At 35.7% G+C, this 12,960-nt stretch carries 25 protein-coding genes; 23 read left to right on the plus strand and 2 right to left on the minus strand.

Going from position 1 to position 12,960, the window contains the following annotated elements; genetic code table 11:
• Positions 1 to 21: 21 nt before the first annotated feature.
• Entirely contained in the window at positions 22 to 708 is a 687-nt protein-coding gene (locus ACHAJD_RS04280) for an ABC transporter permease (protein ID WP_435584634.1), read from the minus strand.
• 35 nt (positions 709 to 743) lie between these two features.
• On the minus strand, positions 744 to 1,691 hold the full coding sequence (locus ACHAJD_RS04285) for an MqnA/MqnD/SBP family protein (protein WP_435584635.1): 948 nt from the start codon (positions 1,689 to 1,691) through the stop codon (positions 744 to 746).
• A gap of 83 nt (positions 1,692 to 1,774) precedes the next feature.
• On the opposite strand from ACHAJD_RS04285, the gene ACHAJD_RS04290 reads away from it, so the two are divergent.
• The 23 genes from ACHAJD_RS04290 to secY all read left to right on the plus strand — a co-directional run bounded on the left by ACHAJD_RS04290 (position 1,775) and on the right by secY (position 12,957).
• Positions 1,775 to 2,374, plus strand: a complete 600-nt coding sequence (locus ACHAJD_RS04290) for a Crp/Fnr family transcriptional regulator (protein WP_435584636.1) — start codon at positions 1,775 to 1,777, stop codon at positions 2,372 to 2,374.
• Between the two features lie 232 nt (positions 2,375 to 2,606).
• A complete protein-coding gene (gene rpsJ / locus ACHAJD_RS04295) occupies positions 2,607 to 2,912 on the plus strand; it encodes a 30S ribosomal protein S10 (RefSeq protein WP_435584637.1) in 306 nt (101 codons plus the stop codon).
• A gap of 16 nt (positions 2,913 to 2,928) precedes the next feature.
• A complete protein-coding gene (gene rplC / locus ACHAJD_RS04300; RefSeq protein ID WP_435584638.1) occupies positions 2,929 to 3,624 on the plus strand; it encodes a 50S ribosomal protein L3 in 696 nt (231 codons plus the stop codon).
• Between the two features lie 21 nt (positions 3,625 to 3,645).
• A complete protein-coding gene (rplD, locus tag ACHAJD_RS04305; protein WP_435584639.1) occupies positions 3,646 to 4,269 on the plus strand; it encodes a 50S ribosomal protein L4 in 624 nt (207 codons plus the stop codon).
• A complete protein-coding gene (gene rplW, locus ACHAJD_RS04310; protein WP_435584640.1) occupies positions 4,269 to 4,553 on the plus strand; it encodes a 50S ribosomal protein L23 in 285 nt (94 codons plus the stop codon). The genes rplD and rplW overlap by 1 nt, the downstream gene beginning before the upstream one ends.
• Positions 4,554 to 4,580: 27 nt before the next feature.
• Entirely contained in the window at positions 4,581 to 5,408 is an 828-nt protein-coding gene (rplB, locus tag ACHAJD_RS04315) for a 50S ribosomal protein L2 (RefSeq protein WP_435584641.1), read from the plus strand.
• An 18-nt stretch (positions 5,409 to 5,426) separates the two neighbouring features.
• Entirely contained in the window at positions 5,427 to 5,705 is a 279-nt protein-coding gene (rpsS, locus tag ACHAJD_RS04320; RefSeq protein WP_435584642.1) for a 30S ribosomal protein S19, read from the plus strand.
• An 11-nt stretch (positions 5,706 to 5,716) separates the two neighbouring features.
• Positions 5,717 to 6,052, plus strand: coding sequence for a 50S ribosomal protein L22 (gene rplV / locus ACHAJD_RS04325; protein WP_435584643.1), 336 nt, complete (start codon positions 5,717 to 5,719; stop codon positions 6,050 to 6,052).
• 14 nt (positions 6,053 to 6,066) lie between these two features.
• The gene (gene rpsC / locus ACHAJD_RS04330) at positions 6,067 to 6,717 is read left to right on the plus strand and encodes a 30S ribosomal protein S3 (RefSeq protein ID WP_435584644.1); all 651 of its coding nucleotides are present in this window, start codon (positions 6,067 to 6,069) and stop codon (positions 6,715 to 6,717) included.
• A complete protein-coding gene (gene rplP, locus ACHAJD_RS04335) occupies positions 6,717 to 7,145 on the plus strand; it encodes a 50S ribosomal protein L16 (RefSeq protein WP_435584645.1) in 429 nt (142 codons plus the stop codon). The genes rpsC and rplP overlap by 1 nt, the downstream gene beginning before the upstream one ends.
• Entirely contained in the window at positions 7,135 to 7,326 is a 192-nt protein-coding gene (gene rpmC, locus ACHAJD_RS04340; protein WP_435584646.1) for a 50S ribosomal protein L29, read from the plus strand. Before rplP ends, rpmC begins: the two co-directional genes overlap by 11 nt.
• A gap of 17 nt (positions 7,327 to 7,343) precedes the next feature.
• Positions 7,344 to 7,604, plus strand: a complete 261-nt coding sequence (rpsQ, locus tag ACHAJD_RS04345) for a 30S ribosomal protein S17 (RefSeq protein WP_435584647.1) — start codon at positions 7,344 to 7,346, stop codon at positions 7,602 to 7,604.
• Between the two features lie 26 nt (positions 7,605 to 7,630).
• On the plus strand, positions 7,631 to 7,999 hold the full coding sequence (gene rplN, locus ACHAJD_RS04350; protein ID WP_435584648.1) for a 50S ribosomal protein L14: 369 nt from the start codon (positions 7,631 to 7,633) through the stop codon (positions 7,997 to 7,999).
• A gap of 18 nt (positions 8,000 to 8,017) precedes the next feature.
• Positions 8,018 to 8,344, plus strand: coding sequence for a 50S ribosomal protein L24 (gene rplX / locus ACHAJD_RS04355; protein WP_435584649.1), 327 nt, complete (start codon positions 8,018 to 8,020; stop codon positions 8,342 to 8,344).
• Positions 8,345 to 8,366: 22 nt separating this feature from the next.
• Positions 8,367 to 8,909, plus strand: a complete 543-nt coding sequence (gene rplE, locus ACHAJD_RS04360; RefSeq protein WP_435584650.1) for a 50S ribosomal protein L5 — start codon at positions 8,367 to 8,369, stop codon at positions 8,907 to 8,909.
• A gap of 10 nt (positions 8,910 to 8,919) precedes the next feature.
• Positions 8,920 to 9,105 carry a type Z 30S ribosomal protein S14 gene (locus ACHAJD_RS04365; RefSeq protein ID WP_435584651.1) on the plus strand — a complete coding sequence of 62 codons (186 nt, stop codon included), beginning with the start codon at positions 8,920 to 8,922 and terminating at the stop codon, positions 9,103 to 9,105.
• A 40-nt stretch (positions 9,106 to 9,145) separates the two neighbouring features.
• Entirely contained in the window at positions 9,146 to 9,541 is a 396-nt protein-coding gene (gene rpsH / locus ACHAJD_RS04370; protein ID WP_435584652.1) for a 30S ribosomal protein S8, read from the plus strand.
• 22 nt (positions 9,542 to 9,563) lie between these two features.
• A complete protein-coding gene (rplF, locus tag ACHAJD_RS04375) occupies positions 9,564 to 10,100 on the plus strand; it encodes a 50S ribosomal protein L6 (protein ID WP_435584653.1) in 537 nt (178 codons plus the stop codon).
• 17 nt (positions 10,101 to 10,117) lie between these two features.
• The gene (gene rplR / locus ACHAJD_RS04380; protein ID WP_435584654.1) at positions 10,118 to 10,483 is read left to right on the plus strand and encodes a 50S ribosomal protein L18; all 366 of its coding nucleotides are present in this window, start codon (positions 10,118 to 10,120) and stop codon (positions 10,481 to 10,483) included.
• Between the two features lie 15 nt (positions 10,484 to 10,498).
• Positions 10,499 to 11,014 (plus strand): 30S ribosomal protein S5, encoded by a 516-nt coding sequence (rpsE, locus tag ACHAJD_RS04385; protein WP_435584655.1) that lies wholly within the window; start codon positions 10,499 to 10,501, stop codon positions 11,012 to 11,014.
• Between the two features lies 1 nt (position 11,015).
• Positions 11,016 to 11,195: a 50S ribosomal protein L30 gene (gene rpmD, locus ACHAJD_RS04390; protein WP_435584656.1), complete on the plus strand. Its 180-nt coding sequence runs from the start codon at positions 11,016 to 11,018 to the stop codon at positions 11,193 to 11,195.
• An 11-nt stretch (positions 11,196 to 11,206) separates the two neighbouring features.
• Positions 11,207 to 11,647, plus strand: a complete 441-nt coding sequence (gene rplO, locus ACHAJD_RS04395; RefSeq protein WP_435584657.1) for a 50S ribosomal protein L15 — start codon at positions 11,207 to 11,209, stop codon at positions 11,645 to 11,647.
• The gene (gene secY / locus ACHAJD_RS04400; protein WP_435584658.1) at positions 11,647 to 12,957 is read left to right on the plus strand and encodes a preprotein translocase subunit SecY; all 1,311 of its coding nucleotides are present in this window, start codon (positions 11,647 to 11,649) and stop codon (positions 12,955 to 12,957) included. Before rplO ends, secY begins: the two co-directional genes overlap by 1 nt.
• Positions 12,958 to 12,960 lie beyond the last annotated feature (3 nt).

Genomic DNA, 12,960 nt, shown 5'->3' on the forward strand with positions numbered 1-12,960 from the left:
ATTCTTAGTAAGAAAGTGTTTTTATATTGTATTTAGTTTTTTTACTAAATTTTCTATTATGGTAACAATCACTATCAATATAATAGTCCAGGCAAAAACATTTGCATAATTAATACTAATAGATCCAAAATATAAAGCTCTACCAATACTGTTATCAGCTTGTGAAATAAACTCAGCCATTACTAGTACTTTAAAGCCTAATCCGATACTTTGCAAAATAGCAGTCTTAATATAAGGAAAAGATAATGGTAGCACGATATAAAATTGCTTATAGATAAAATGAACTTGTTCTAACAAAAGGGCATCTTTTAAATTTTTTTCTATATGAAGTACACCTTGTTTTGTAGCCTCATAAATAATTGGAAAAAGCATAAGAAATGTTATCACGAATAATGCATTGTTACGCGCGAATAATATAAGGATGATTATTATGACAGACGCAACAGGCAAAGTTCTTAAACTAACTACTATAGGATTTAAGAAATAGTCTACACAATAACACTGACCCGCTAGCAGACCCAACCCGATTCCAATCCCTCCTGCTAAAATCAAAGATATAATTAAGCGAGTAAAGGAGTTTACAATAATCATGTAGGTGCTTTTATCGCTTAATAACGTTAATAAAGCATTGAAAACATGTGTAACAGTTGGAAAGATGTATATATTGTTAACGCGTAAAGCATATAGTTCCCAAATCAATAAAATCAAAAAAATCATCAACGAGCCAAATAGTATTTTTTTCATTATTCTTTAACCTTATTATAATAGAAGGATTCATTAGGCAATTTATTATGAATCAGATCTGGGTTTTTGTCCAATATGAAATTAAAATACGCTTCAACCGATTCTTTAGCATCAAGCGCTGGATTAAATACTAAGCCACTTCGTTCAATTGAATGCGAGATAATATTAGAATCAAAAGGATAGGATAACTCATTGCAATAGTGAGCTAAGAGATTTGGATAGGTATTTGCAAATATAATACTTTCTTCAAAAAGCTGCATATATTGCTCGATTAAATGTGGTGATACATCATTTTTAACAAATAGACCTGCTTGTGGAAACGATGGAAGTTCTAATAATTCTTGCCAAACTTGATTTAAGTCGATAAGAAATACTTCTTCTAGATGATTATTAGACATACTCACAAAAGGTTCAGATATTAACACTATCGAATCTTCGCTTCTTAGAAGTTCTGCAAGTGTTGCTTGTGTATTTCCGACATACTCAATAGTTGGTGAACTATTAAAATTTATAGCACTTAAAATGCTTTGTAAGACAATATCAGGTGTGTTGTTTTGTCCAAAAGCAATGATATGTTTACCAGACAAATCATGGATACTCAATAAAGGCTTTCTAGATGCTAATAATAAGTTGCCTTCAGTGATTGTAGCTAAAAAAGTATAGTTAGCACCAGTATTAATCAACTTAGCACCTAAATTAATCGGAGCTATAATAAAGTCAAACTCTTCATTTACAAATGCAGCAATTAAGGGTTCCGGTCCTGATACTCTTAATACGTTATAATCATATATATCAGAATCCTTTAAAGTATATTCTAAATAAGCTTGTGCAATACTTGTAGAACCGTTTGGAACGATAACGGTTATAGAATCAGCGTTACTTTCATTAGAACAACCCAGTAACGAAAAAACTAAGATTAGTAATAAAACATTTGAAATGCGTTTCATAAAATCACCTCTTCATTATTCACAACCATATGTTATAATAATTTGTACAATAAATATGTAACATATGTTACGAGGTGATACTATTGTTAAATATTATAAATAATAGTTCAATTAAGTTTTACTTATCTTTAATATGTGTATATCCAAAAGGTTATGTTGTATTTAACGAACAAGATTTGTGTGATTCAATTGGTATTATCATTAACGGAAAACTAAAGTTAAGCCACTATTCTTTAGATGGTAATGAATTCATCTTTAGTGAGTTAGGTAAAGGGGATGTATTCGGCGACTTCTTAATTTTTTCAAATAATCCTTATTACCCTGGAACTTTAGAGACTATTGAGGAATCCCAAATAGTCTACATCACAAAACACAATTTAATTCATTTACTAAATACATCCGAAGCATTTAGATCTCTTTACATATCAAAATTAAGTTCAAAAGCCTTAGAACTTAACCTTAACAATAAGCTGTTAAGACAAGTTAACATTAGAGAAAAAGTGTTGTTTTGGATTGACCTTGAAAGAAAAAAACAAAATAAAAGTAAAATTTTCATTGAAAGTAAAGAAAAATTATCTAAAATCTTAAGTGTTCAAAGACCTTCCTTATCGCGAGAACTTGCAAACATGAAAAACGAAAAAATCATTGATTTTGACCGAAAAAACATTTGGCTCATAGAGTAAAAAATGGCTTATTTTAGAGAAAAAAGCGATACTTCGTTGTTTTTATATAAAAATAAAGAAAAAGACTTGCAATAGGTCTTTTTTTTTGGTAAGATATCATAGACTCTCGCCGGAGTCAGGCTGTGATGTGGGAGGTTGTTGACACACGCGTAGGCGTTGTCTATGTGTGTTCGAGTAAATTTCCATGGAGCAAGTCTATGAATATATTGTAGGCGAAAGGAGGACATTATTAATGGCAAATCAAAAAATCAGAATCCGATTAAAGTCTTATGATCACAGATTGTTAGACACATCGGCAAAGAAAATTGTTGATACTGCGAAAAAGACTGGTTCAACTATCTCTGGTCCAATTCCGTTACCAACAGAAAAAGAGGTGTTCACAATCTTACGAAGTGTGCATGTTAACAAAACTTCACGTGAACAGTTCGAAAGACGTACGCATAAACGTCTAATCGATATTTTGAATCCAACACCACAAACTATCGATGCGTTAATGCATTTAGACTTACCATCTGGTGTGGATATCATTTTAAAATAATATAGGAGGTGTACTCATGGCCAAAGGTATCTTAGGAACAAAAATAGGAATGACTCAAATATTCAATGAAACCGGACAACTTGTCCCAGTAACCATTGTTAGTTGTGAACCTAACGTTGTTCTACAAAAGAAAACCATTGAGAACGATGGTTACGAAGCTGTACAACTGGGCTTCAAAGACAAGCGTCAACGCTTAGCGAATAAACCTGAATTAGGACATTTCGCGAAATCTAACTCTAACCCTAAGCGCTACATTAAAGAGATTGCAGGAACTGAATTAAGCAATTTCGAAGTAGGTCAAGAGATTAGAGTAAATATATTTGAAGAGGGTGAAATCGTAGATGTCACCGGTACTTCAAAAGGTAAAGGATTCCAAGGGGTTATCAAACGTCATAACCAAAGTCGCGGGCCAATGGCTCACGGATCGCGTTATCACAGAAGACCTGGTTCAATGGGATCAATCGACCCTAACCATGTAAGAAAAGGTAAAAAATTACCAGGACACATGGGTGTGGACACAGTAACAATTCAAAATTTAGAAGTCGTAAAAGTGGACGTTGAAAGAAATATTTTACTTATAAAAGGTAACGTTCCTGGACCAAAACGTGGATTAGTCGTTGTAAAACGCGGTGTAAAAACACCATCAATCCAACCGTTAGATCCATCACAATACACTGCACAAAATAACAGCTCGGAAGAGTCAGTAGAATAGTACTTGAAAGGAGGATTTGAAATGCCAAAATTAGCATTGTTAAATCAAGCTGGAGAAAATGTTGGAGAGATTACCTTACTAGATTCAGTATTTGGAATTGAACCAAATCAGCAAGCTTTATTCGACGTTGTAAAATCACAACGCGCTGCAATGCGTCAAGGAACTCACGATAGTAAAACTCGTAGTGAGGTTCGTGGCGGAGGACGTAAACCTTGGAGACAAAAGGGAACTGGACGCGCTCGTCAAGGATCAATCCGTTCACCACAATGGGTTGGCGGAGGTGTTGTCTTTGGACCAACACCACGTAGTTATATTTTAAAAGTTAATCGTAAAGTTAGAAGATTAGCACTTAAATCCGTTTTATCTTCTAAAGTTAATGATAAGCAAATTTTTGTTTTAGATGCTTTAGCACTTGAAACACCTAAAACAAAAGACATGATTCAGGTATTAAACAATCTTTCACTTTCAGGTAAAGTGATGATCGTTTTAGACCAAATGAACGAAACTGTAGCATTAGCTGCTCGTAACATACCTGGGGTTTTCGTAACAACAGTAGAACAAGCAAGTGTTTATGAATTACTTAACTACCCAGTTATGGTAACTACACAAGACGCAGTTAAAAAATATGAGGAGGTGCTTGGGTAATGTTAGCATCAGAAATCATCAAGCGCCCTATTATCACTGAAAAAAGCATGTTATTAGTTGAAAACTTAAACAAGTACACTTTCTCAGTAGATAAACGCGCAAATAAAATTCAAATTAAAAAAGCAGTCGAAGAATTATTCGAAGTTAAAGTGTTAGCAGTTAATATTATTAACACTACACCTAAAAAGAAACGCGTTGGACAACACCAAGGTTACAAAGCAGAACTTACTAAAGCAATCGTAACATTGGCAAAAGAAGACAAAATTGAGATCTTCTCAGCGTAATAATCATTTAAAAAGGAGGTTACCGTAATGGCTTTAAAAAAGCATAAAGCGATCACAAATGGTCAAAGACACATGACTAGCCTTGATTATGCAGAACTAACAACTGACAAACCAGAGAAATCACTTCTTGTAAAACTTAATAAAAAATCTGGACGTAATAATCAAGGGAAAATCACTGTTCGCCATCAAGGTGGAGGCGCAAAAAGAAAATACCGTATTATTGACTTTAAAAGAAATAAAGATGGTATTCCTGGACGCGTAGCAACCATTGAATACGATCCAAACCGTACTGCAAATATTGCTTTAATCAATTATGCAGATGGTGAAAAAAGATATATTTTAGCACCTAAAGGATTAAAAGTAGGTATGTTTATCGAGTCTGGAGAAACTGCAGATATCAAAATAGGTAATGCATTACCACTTAAAAACATCCCAGTAGGTAGCACAATACATAATATTGAACTTGCACCTAATAAAGGTGGACAACTTGTTCGTTCAGCTGGAACAAGTGCACAAATTTTAGGACGCGAAGAAAAGTATGTACTTGTTAAACTTGCTTCGGGTGAGGTTAGAAAAATTCTTTCTACTTGTCGCGCAACACTTGGTGAAGTAGGAAACGAAGATCATGAATTGGTTAATATTGGTAAAGCAGGACGCACACGTCATATGGGAACAAGACCTACCGTACGTGGTTCAGTAATGAACCCTGTAGATCACCCTCACGGTGGTGGAGAAGGTAGACAACCTATCGGACGTAAGAGCCCAGTTACTCCTTGGGGTAAACCAGCTCTTGGTCTTAAAACTAGAAAATCTAAAAAAGCTAGCGAACGCTTAATCGTTAGACGTAAGAAATAGGAAAGGAGGAACTCATACATGGCACGTTCGGTTAAAAAAGGTCCATTTTGCGACGATCATCTTTTAAAGAAAGTCGATGCAATGAACCAAGAAAACAAAAAGAAAGTGATTCAAACATGGTCTAGACGTTCAACTATATTCCCTCAATTCGTAGGTCATACTATTGCGGTATACAATGGAAAAGAACATGTACCTGTATACGTTACAGAAGACATGGTTGGACATAAATTGGGAGAGTTCGCTCCTACTAGAAGTTACCGTGGACACGAAAAAGACAAGAAAGCTAAGAGAAAGTAGAGGAGGATATTATGGAAGCTAGAGCACAAGTAAAGATGGTTCGCATTTCTTCTCGCAAAGTAAAATTAGTAATCGATTTAATTAGAGGTAAAAACGTAGGCGAAGCATTAGCAATTTTAAACCACACACCAAAAGCAGCCTCACCAATGGTTGAAAAGTTATTACTTTCAGCAATTGCAAACGCTGAGCACAATTATAATATGGATGCTGAAAACCTTTATGTTAAAGAAATTTACGTAGGAGAAGGTCCAACCTTAAAACGTATTAGACCTCGTGCAAAAGGAAGCGCATCACAAATCTTGAAAAGAACCAGCCATACAACAATTGTAGTGGCTGAGAAAGAGTAAAGGAGGGAATCTAAATGGGTCAAAAAGTAAGTCCGGTCGGATTACGAGTTGGAATTATTCGAGATTGGGATTCTCGTTGGTATGCTGATAAAAACGATGTCGCTGATTTGTTACAAGAAGATATAAGAATTCGTGATTTATTATCAGAATTATATGTGAACTCTGCAGTTTCAAAAATTGAAATTGAGAGACTTAAAAATAGAATTATCTTAACAGTACATACTGCTAAACCAGGAATGGTTATCGGTAGAGAAGGTTCTGTTAAAAACGAAGTTGTTGGAAAATTACAACAATTAACTAAAAAAGATATTATATTAAATGTTGTTGAAGTGAAAAAACCTGAGTTAGACGCTAAATTAGTAGCTGATTCAATCGCTCAACAATTAGAAAACCGCGCATCATTTAGACGTGTTCAAAAAATGGCTATTCAAAGAGCTATGAGAGCAGGCGCTAAAGGATGTAAAACCCTAGTATCTGGACGTTTAGGTGGTGCTGAAATGGCACGTAGCGAAGGTTATAGTGAAGGGAATGTTCCTTTACATACTTTACGCGCGGACATTGATTATTCAACAGCAGAAGCAGCAACTACATACGGAAAACTAGGCGTTAAAGTTTGGATTTACAAAGGTGAAATCTTGCCTGAAAAGAAAAGGGGGGCAAAATAATGTTAACACCAAAAAGAACAAAATATAGACGCCCTCATAGAGTATCATATGAAGGAAAAGCTAAAGGTGGTACAACAATCAACTTTGGTGAATTTGCACTTCAATCTCTTGAAGGAGCTTGGATTACAAACCGTCAAATCGAAGCTGCTCGTATTGCGATTAATCGTAATATGAAGCGTCAAGGAAAATTATGGATTAGAATTTTCCCACATTTAGCAAAAACTGCTAAACCTATGGAAGTACGTATGGGATCTGGTAAAGGATCTCCAGAAGGATGGGTAGCAGTAGTAAAAGAAGGAACAATCATGTTCGAAGTAGCTGGTGTACCTGAAGATATCGCAAGAGAATGTTTACGTCTTGCTGCGCATAAATTACCAGTTAAAACAAAAGTAATTAAGAAAGAAAGTGGTGATTCTAATGAAAGCTAACGAAATTAGAGAATGGGACACTACTAAAATAAATAGTGAAATCATTGCACTTAAAAAAGAATTATTCGACCTTCGTTTTCAACAAGCAACAGGTCAATTAGAAAATACTGCTCGTATTGGCAAAGTAAAAAAAGCAATTGCGCGTATGAAAACCGTTTTAAACGAACGCGATGCGAAGTAAGACGAGAGGAGAATTCGATGGAACGTAATCGTAGAAGAATCCTTACTGGCACTGTCGTATCTGCAAGCGCAGACAAAACAATTTCAGTAATGGTTGAAACAGCTAAAAAACATAGATTATATGGAAAACAAGTAAAACAATCTAATAAATTTGCTGCACATGACGAAAATAATCAAGCTAAAGTCGGAGATGTTGTTAGAATTATGGAGACCCGTCCACTTTCTAAGTCAAAAAAATTCCGCTTACTTGAAATCGTAGAGAGCAAAGTTCTCGTTTAGTAGAGCTTAAAAGGAGGTTCTTTAATATGATTCAACAAGAATCAAGATTAAAAATTGCTGATAACTCTGGTGCTAAAGAGATTTTAACTATTAAAGTTCTCGGAGGAACTAGAAGAAAATATGCAAGAGTTGGTGACATTATCACCGCTACAGTAAAACAAGCGACACCGGGCGGAGCCGTTAAAAAAGGTGAAGTCGTGAAAGCTGTAATCGTACGTACTGTTAGAGAAATAAGACGCCCTGATGGAACGTATATTAAATTCGACGATAATGCTGCTGTAATCGTGCGTGAAGACAAATCTCCACGTGGAACCCGAATTTTCGGTCCAGTAGCAAGAGAGTTACGTGAAAAAGGTTTTATGAAAATCGTATCACTAGCTCCAGAAGTATTATAAAGAGTAGGAGGAGAACGTATGAAAATTAAAAAAGGTGATAAAGTACAAGTCATCTCTGGTGAAGCTAGAGGGAAACAAGGTACTGTGTTAAGAGTCTTCCCTAAAACTGATCGTGTATTAGTTGAAGGCGTGAACATCATCAAGAAACACGCGAAACCTACTCAAGCAAACCCTGATGGGGGAATTTTAGAATATGAAGCGCCAATCCATGTATCTAATGTTATGATTGTGGATAAAAAAGGTGTTACAAGAGTAGGATACAAAACAATCACAGAAACTGTGAAGAAAAAAGAAGTTACACGTAAAGTACGTGTTGCAAAAAAATCTGGCGAGGTCTTAGACTAACCGAGAGAGGAGGCATTAGTGGATGAATCGTTTACAAGAAAGATATAATAACGAAATCCGTTCATCACTCGTTGAAAAATTCGATTATTCATCAGTGATGCAAGTACCAAAAGTAGAAAAAATTGTTCTTAATATCGGTGTAGGAGATGCAGTAGCAAACACGAAAGCATTAGATGATGCAGTTGCTGAACTTGCGCAAATTACAGGACAAAAACCACTCATTACAAAAGCGAAAAGATCTATAGCATCTTTCAAATTAAGAGAAGGTATGCCTATCGGTTGCAAAGTAACGCTTCGTGGTGAAAGAATGTACGAATTTTTAGATAAACTCATGAACATTGCACTTCCACGTGTGCGTGACTTTCAAGGGGTAAGCCCTAAGGCGTTTGATGGAAGAGGAAACTTTACATTAGGTGTCAAAGAACAATTAATTTTCCCTGAAATCAACTACGATAAAGTCAATCGTGTTCGTGGTATGGATATTGTAATAGTAACTACGGCTGATACTGATGAAGAAGCTAAAGAATTACTTACACAATTAGGCATGCCGTTTAGAAAAAATTAAGGAGGCTATTATGGCTAAAACATCAATGAAGGTAAAAGCGAAACGCCCTCAAAAATACGATGTACGTGAGTATACTCGTTGTGAGCGCTGCGGTAGACCACATGCCGTTATTCGTAAATTTAAATTATGCCGTATTTGTTTCCGTGAATTAGCATACAAAGGACAAATACCAGGCGTTAAAAAAGCAAGTTGGTAAAAATTTATATTCCTAATATTTTGGGAGGAGGCAATTATTTATGGTAATGACAGATCCTATTGCTGATATGTTAACGCGTATTAGAAACGCGAACCAAATGAAAAAAGAAACAGTTGATATCCCTGCATCGAAACTAAAATTACAAGTTTTAGAACTTCTTCGTGAAGAAGGGTATATTACTAATGTAGTGGTTATTAATGGTAACCCAAGCAATCAATTGCGCGTCACTTTAAAATATATGCAAAATGAACGTGTAGTTAAAGGACTTAAAAGAATTTCAAAGCCTGGACTAAGAGTCTACGCTAAGCAAGGTGAAATTCCTAAAGTATTAAATGGATTAGGTATCGCTATAATTTCAACTTCAAAAGGGTTAATGACTGACCGTGAAGCACGCAAACAAAACGTTGGCGGAGAAATTTTAGCATACGTATGGTAATTAAATAAAGGAGGTACGAAAGATGAGTCGTATTGGGAAGAAACCAATTACATTACCTCAAGGCGTAACCTTAACAGTTGATGGACAACTTGTTGAAGTTAAAGGGCCTAAAGGAACTTTATCTATGACTGTTCATGAAAACATGTCAGTAAATATAGATGAATCAAACGTGACGGTTGAAAGACCTTCAGAAACCAAACAAAACAAAACCTTACACGGTACTACTCGTGCGTTAATCCAAAACATGGTTGTTGGCGTTAGCGAGGGGTATACTAAAAAACTTCAAATGGTTGGAGTTGGTTACCGTTCAGCGGTACAAGGTAAAAATATCGTCGTAAGCGCAGGATATTCTCAACCTGTTGAATTAACTATTCCAGAAGGATTAACTGTCGAAGTAGTTAAAAACACAGAAATTTCTATTTCAGGAATTGACAAACAACTCGTTGGTGAGTTTGCTGCTAACATTCGTGCGATCCGTAAACCTGAACCGTATCTAGGTAAAGGAATTCGTTATGTAGACGAATATGTACGTCGTAAAGAAGGAAAAACTGCTAAGTAGTAGTTAGGAGTGAAATTATGATTAACAAGAAACCAAGAAATACAATGCGTCAAAAAAGACACTTACGTATCAGAAAAACTTTAGTTGGTACAGCTTTAAGACCGCGTTTAAGTGTATTTCGCTCGAATAAAAACATCTCAGCACAATTAATCGACGATGTTAATGGAATCACTTTAGTAAGTGCTTCAACCGTCGAAAAAGACTTTTCAGAAGCTACAAATGCTAGCAATATAAAAGGTGCTGAAGTAGTAGGTAAATTAATCGCTGAAAGAGCATTAGAAAAAGATATTATAAAAGTTGTATTTGACAGAAGTGGATATTTATATCATGGCCGTGTCAAAGCATTAGCTGAGTCTGCACGCGCTGCAGGATTAGAATTCTAATAAGGAGGTAAGCCAATGCAAAAAGATCGTAATAGACGCAAAAGAAGAGAAGAAAACATCTACGAAGAACGCGTTGTAAATATAAACCGTGTTACGAAAGTTGTTAAAGGTGGACGTCGTTTCCGTTTTAGCGCTTTAGTCGTAGTCGGTGATAAAAATGGACAAGTTGGATTTGGTACTGGAAAAGCGCAAGAAGTACCAGATGCTATTAAAAAAGCCATTGAAGATGCAAAAAGAAATTTTATCAAAGTCCCAATGTATGGAACAACTATTCCACACGCAATTGAAGGACGTCACGGTGCAGGGCATGTATACTTAAAACCAGCTGTCGAAGGGACAGGGGTAATCGCAGGAGGACCAGTACGTGCAGTATTAGAAGCTGCAGGCGTACATGACATTTTAAGTAAATCACTCGGTTCAGCAACACCAATCAACGTTGTTAGAGCAACAATGGATGCACTCGTAAATTTACGTACAGCTGACGAAGTAGCTCGCACACGTGGAAAAACTGCAAAGGAGATTTTGAGATAATATGAAAAATTTAGAAATCACCTTAGTAAAAAGTTTAATTGCTACAAAACCAAAACAAAGAAAAACAGCTAAAGCACTAGGTTTAAACAAAATTAATCAAACTGTAGTAAAACAAGATACAGAAACCATTAGGGGAATGATCAACATTATCTCTCACTTAGTGAATGTTGTTGAGAAATAGGAGGTACCCATATGAAATTACATGAATTAAAACCAACACCTGGATCAACGCATGCCAAAAAACGTGTTGGCCGTGGAACAGGTAGTGGTACTGGAAAAACTGCTGGTGCAGGACACAAAGGACAACGTGCACGTGCTGGTGCAACAATTCGTTTAGGATTTGAAGGTGGTCAAACACCATTATTCAAACGTCTAAGAAAAGTTGGTTTTACAAACCCACACCGCGTTGAATATTCAATTGTAAACGTCGAATCTTTAAACAAATATGATAACGGAACGGAAATTACACCAGAATTATTACTTGCAGACCGTTTAGTTACTAAAAAAACATTACCAATTAAAATTTTAGGAAATGGCACTCTCGAAAAGAAGTTAACAGTAAAAGCAAATAAATTTACAGCTTCAGCTGAGGAAAAAATTAAGGCTGTTGGTGGAAACGTCGAGGTGATTTAATGGAAACAATCAAGGCGGTATTAAAGAATCAAGATGTGATGAAAAAGATTTACTTCACACTCCTTGCATTTCTTATTTACAGATTAGCGATTTATATTCATATTCCATTAATTAATCCAGCGGAAATCAGAAGTGTATTTGACACTGCTGGTGGTGGGTTTTTAGGAATTATGGATGCCTTTACAGGTAGTGCATTGAGTAATTTCTCAATTATAGCACTTGGTATTGGGCCATACATTACCGCATCTATCGTTATTCAATTATTACAAATGGACATCGTTCCAATTCTAAAAGAATGGTCAGAAGAAGGCGAATCAGGAAAACAAAAAATCAATCAAGTAACACGCTATTTAGCGATTGGGCTTGCATTTATTCAAGCACTTGGTATGATTTACGGATTTCATTTATCTTCAGGTGGCGCAATATTTGCTTGGGGAGATCCAAACTTCCTAACATTTACATACTTAGCACTTGTTTTAACAGGTGGGACAGCGTTCTTACTTTGGTTAGCTGATCAAATTACATTAAAAGGAATCGGAAATGGAACTTCAATGATTATCGTTGCAGGGATTATTGCTGGTATACCTGGTATGTTTAGATCACTTGCTGATGATTATTTAAGAGGAACAGGTACTAACCTTGCGAGTTATTCAACATTTGGAATTATCGTAATCGTTTATTTACTTGTATTAGTTGGCGTAACTTACATGCAATCTGCAGTTAGAAAAGTACCGATTCAATATTCAAACCGTCCTGGGTCTAGTCGTTTCAAAGGGAAACAAGACTCGAACATTCCATTAAAAATTAACTCTGCAGGTGTTATCCCAGTAATCTTCGCAGTAACCATTTTAAGTTTGCCGCAAACTGTGGTAAGTTTTGTTCCAGGTTTAGCTAGTACAACAGCTGGATTATGGCTTGGTGAAATGTTTGATTACACAAGACCACTTGGATTAGCAATCTATGTCATTTTAATCATTGTCTTTACGTTCTTTTATTCGTTCGTACAAATCAATCCAGATAAAATGGCTAACAATTTACAAAAACAAAATGCATACATTCCAGGGATTAGACCAGGAAGAGAAACCGAAAACTACATTTCAAAGCTACTCTTTAAAATTACAGTCATCGGTGCACTATATTTAGTTCTAGTTGCGATTTTACCTATTATTGCAGCAATCATTTTTGGACTACCTAGTTATGTGCAAATCGGTGGAACCTCATTACTTATCGTTGTTGGGGTAGCCATTGAAACTACAAAACAAATCAAAACCGATGTACAAGGTAAGAGCTATAGCGGATTCTTGAAATAGGGG

It is taken from the genome of Liberiplasma polymorphum (assembly GCF_043951795.1).
GTDB classification, from domain to species: domain Bacteria; phylum Bacillota_I; class Bacilli_A; order Izemoplasmatales; family Izemoplasmataceae; genus Liberiplasma; species Liberiplasma polymorphum.

Bases quoted from the DNA above. Each gene is read 5' to 3' on its own strand.
- ACHAJD_RS04285 (WP_435584635.1), bottom strand. From the start codon at position 1,691: ATGAAACGCATTTCAAATGTTTTATTACTAATCTTAGTTTTTTCGTTA.
- rpsJ (WP_435584637.1), top strand. From the start codon at position 2,607: ATGGCAAATCAAAAAATCAGAATCCGATTAAAGTCTTATGATCACAGA.
- rplC (WP_435584638.1), top strand. From the start codon at position 2,929: ATGGCCAAAGGTATCTTAGGAACAAAAATAGGAATGACTCAAATATTC.
- rplD (WP_435584639.1), top strand. From the start codon at position 3,646: ATGCCAAAATTAGCATTGTTAAATCAAGCTGGAGAAAATGTTGGAGAG.
- rplW (WP_435584640.1), top strand. From the start codon at position 4,269: ATGTTAGCATCAGAAATCATCAAGCGCCCTATTATCACTGAAAAAAGC.
- rplB (WP_435584641.1), top strand. From the start codon at position 4,581: ATGGCTTTAAAAAAGCATAAAGCGATCACAAATGGTCAAAGACACATG.
- rpsS (WP_435584642.1), top strand. From the start codon at position 5,427: ATGGCACGTTCGGTTAAAAAAGGTCCATTTTGCGACGATCATCTTTTA.
- rplV (WP_435584643.1), top strand. From the start codon at position 5,717: ATGGAAGCTAGAGCACAAGTAAAGATGGTTCGCATTTCTTCTCGCAAA.
- rpsC (WP_435584644.1), top strand. From the start codon at position 6,067: ATGGGTCAAAAAGTAAGTCCGGTCGGATTACGAGTTGGAATTATTCGA.
- rplP (WP_435584645.1), top strand. From the start codon at position 6,717: ATGTTAACACCAAAAAGAACAAAATATAGACGCCCTCATAGAGTATCA.
- rpmC (WP_435584646.1), top strand. From the start codon at position 7,135: ATGAAAGCTAACGAAATTAGAGAATGGGACACTACTAAAATAAATAGT.
- rpsQ (WP_435584647.1), top strand. From the start codon at position 7,344: ATGGAACGTAATCGTAGAAGAATCCTTACTGGCACTGTCGTATCTGCA.
- rplN (WP_435584648.1), top strand. From the start codon at position 7,631: ATGATTCAACAAGAATCAAGATTAAAAATTGCTGATAACTCTGGTGCT.
- rplX (WP_435584649.1), top strand. From the start codon at position 8,018: ATGAAAATTAAAAAAGGTGATAAAGTACAAGTCATCTCTGGTGAAGCT.
- rplE (WP_435584650.1), top strand. From the start codon at position 8,367: ATGAATCGTTTACAAGAAAGATATAATAACGAAATCCGTTCATCACTC.
- ACHAJD_RS04365 (WP_435584651.1), top strand. From the start codon at position 8,920: ATGGCTAAAACATCAATGAAGGTAAAAGCGAAACGCCCTCAAAAATAC.
- rpsH (WP_435584652.1), top strand. From the start codon at position 9,146: ATGGTAATGACAGATCCTATTGCTGATATGTTAACGCGTATTAGAAAC.
- rplF (WP_435584653.1), top strand. From the start codon at position 9,564: ATGAGTCGTATTGGGAAGAAACCAATTACATTACCTCAAGGCGTAACC.
- rplR (WP_435584654.1), top strand. From the start codon at position 10,118: ATGATTAACAAGAAACCAAGAAATACAATGCGTCAAAAAAGACACTTA.
- rpsE (WP_435584655.1), top strand. From the start codon at position 10,499: ATGCAAAAAGATCGTAATAGACGCAAAAGAAGAGAAGAAAACATCTAC.
- rpmD (WP_435584656.1), top strand. From the start codon at position 11,016: ATGAAAAATTTAGAAATCACCTTAGTAAAAAGTTTAATTGCTACAAAA.
- rplO (WP_435584657.1), top strand. From the start codon at position 11,207: ATGAAATTACATGAATTAAAACCAACACCTGGATCAACGCATGCCAAA.
- secY (WP_435584658.1), top strand. From the start codon at position 11,647: ATGGAAACAATCAAGGCGGTATTAAAGAATCAAGATGTGATGAAAAAG.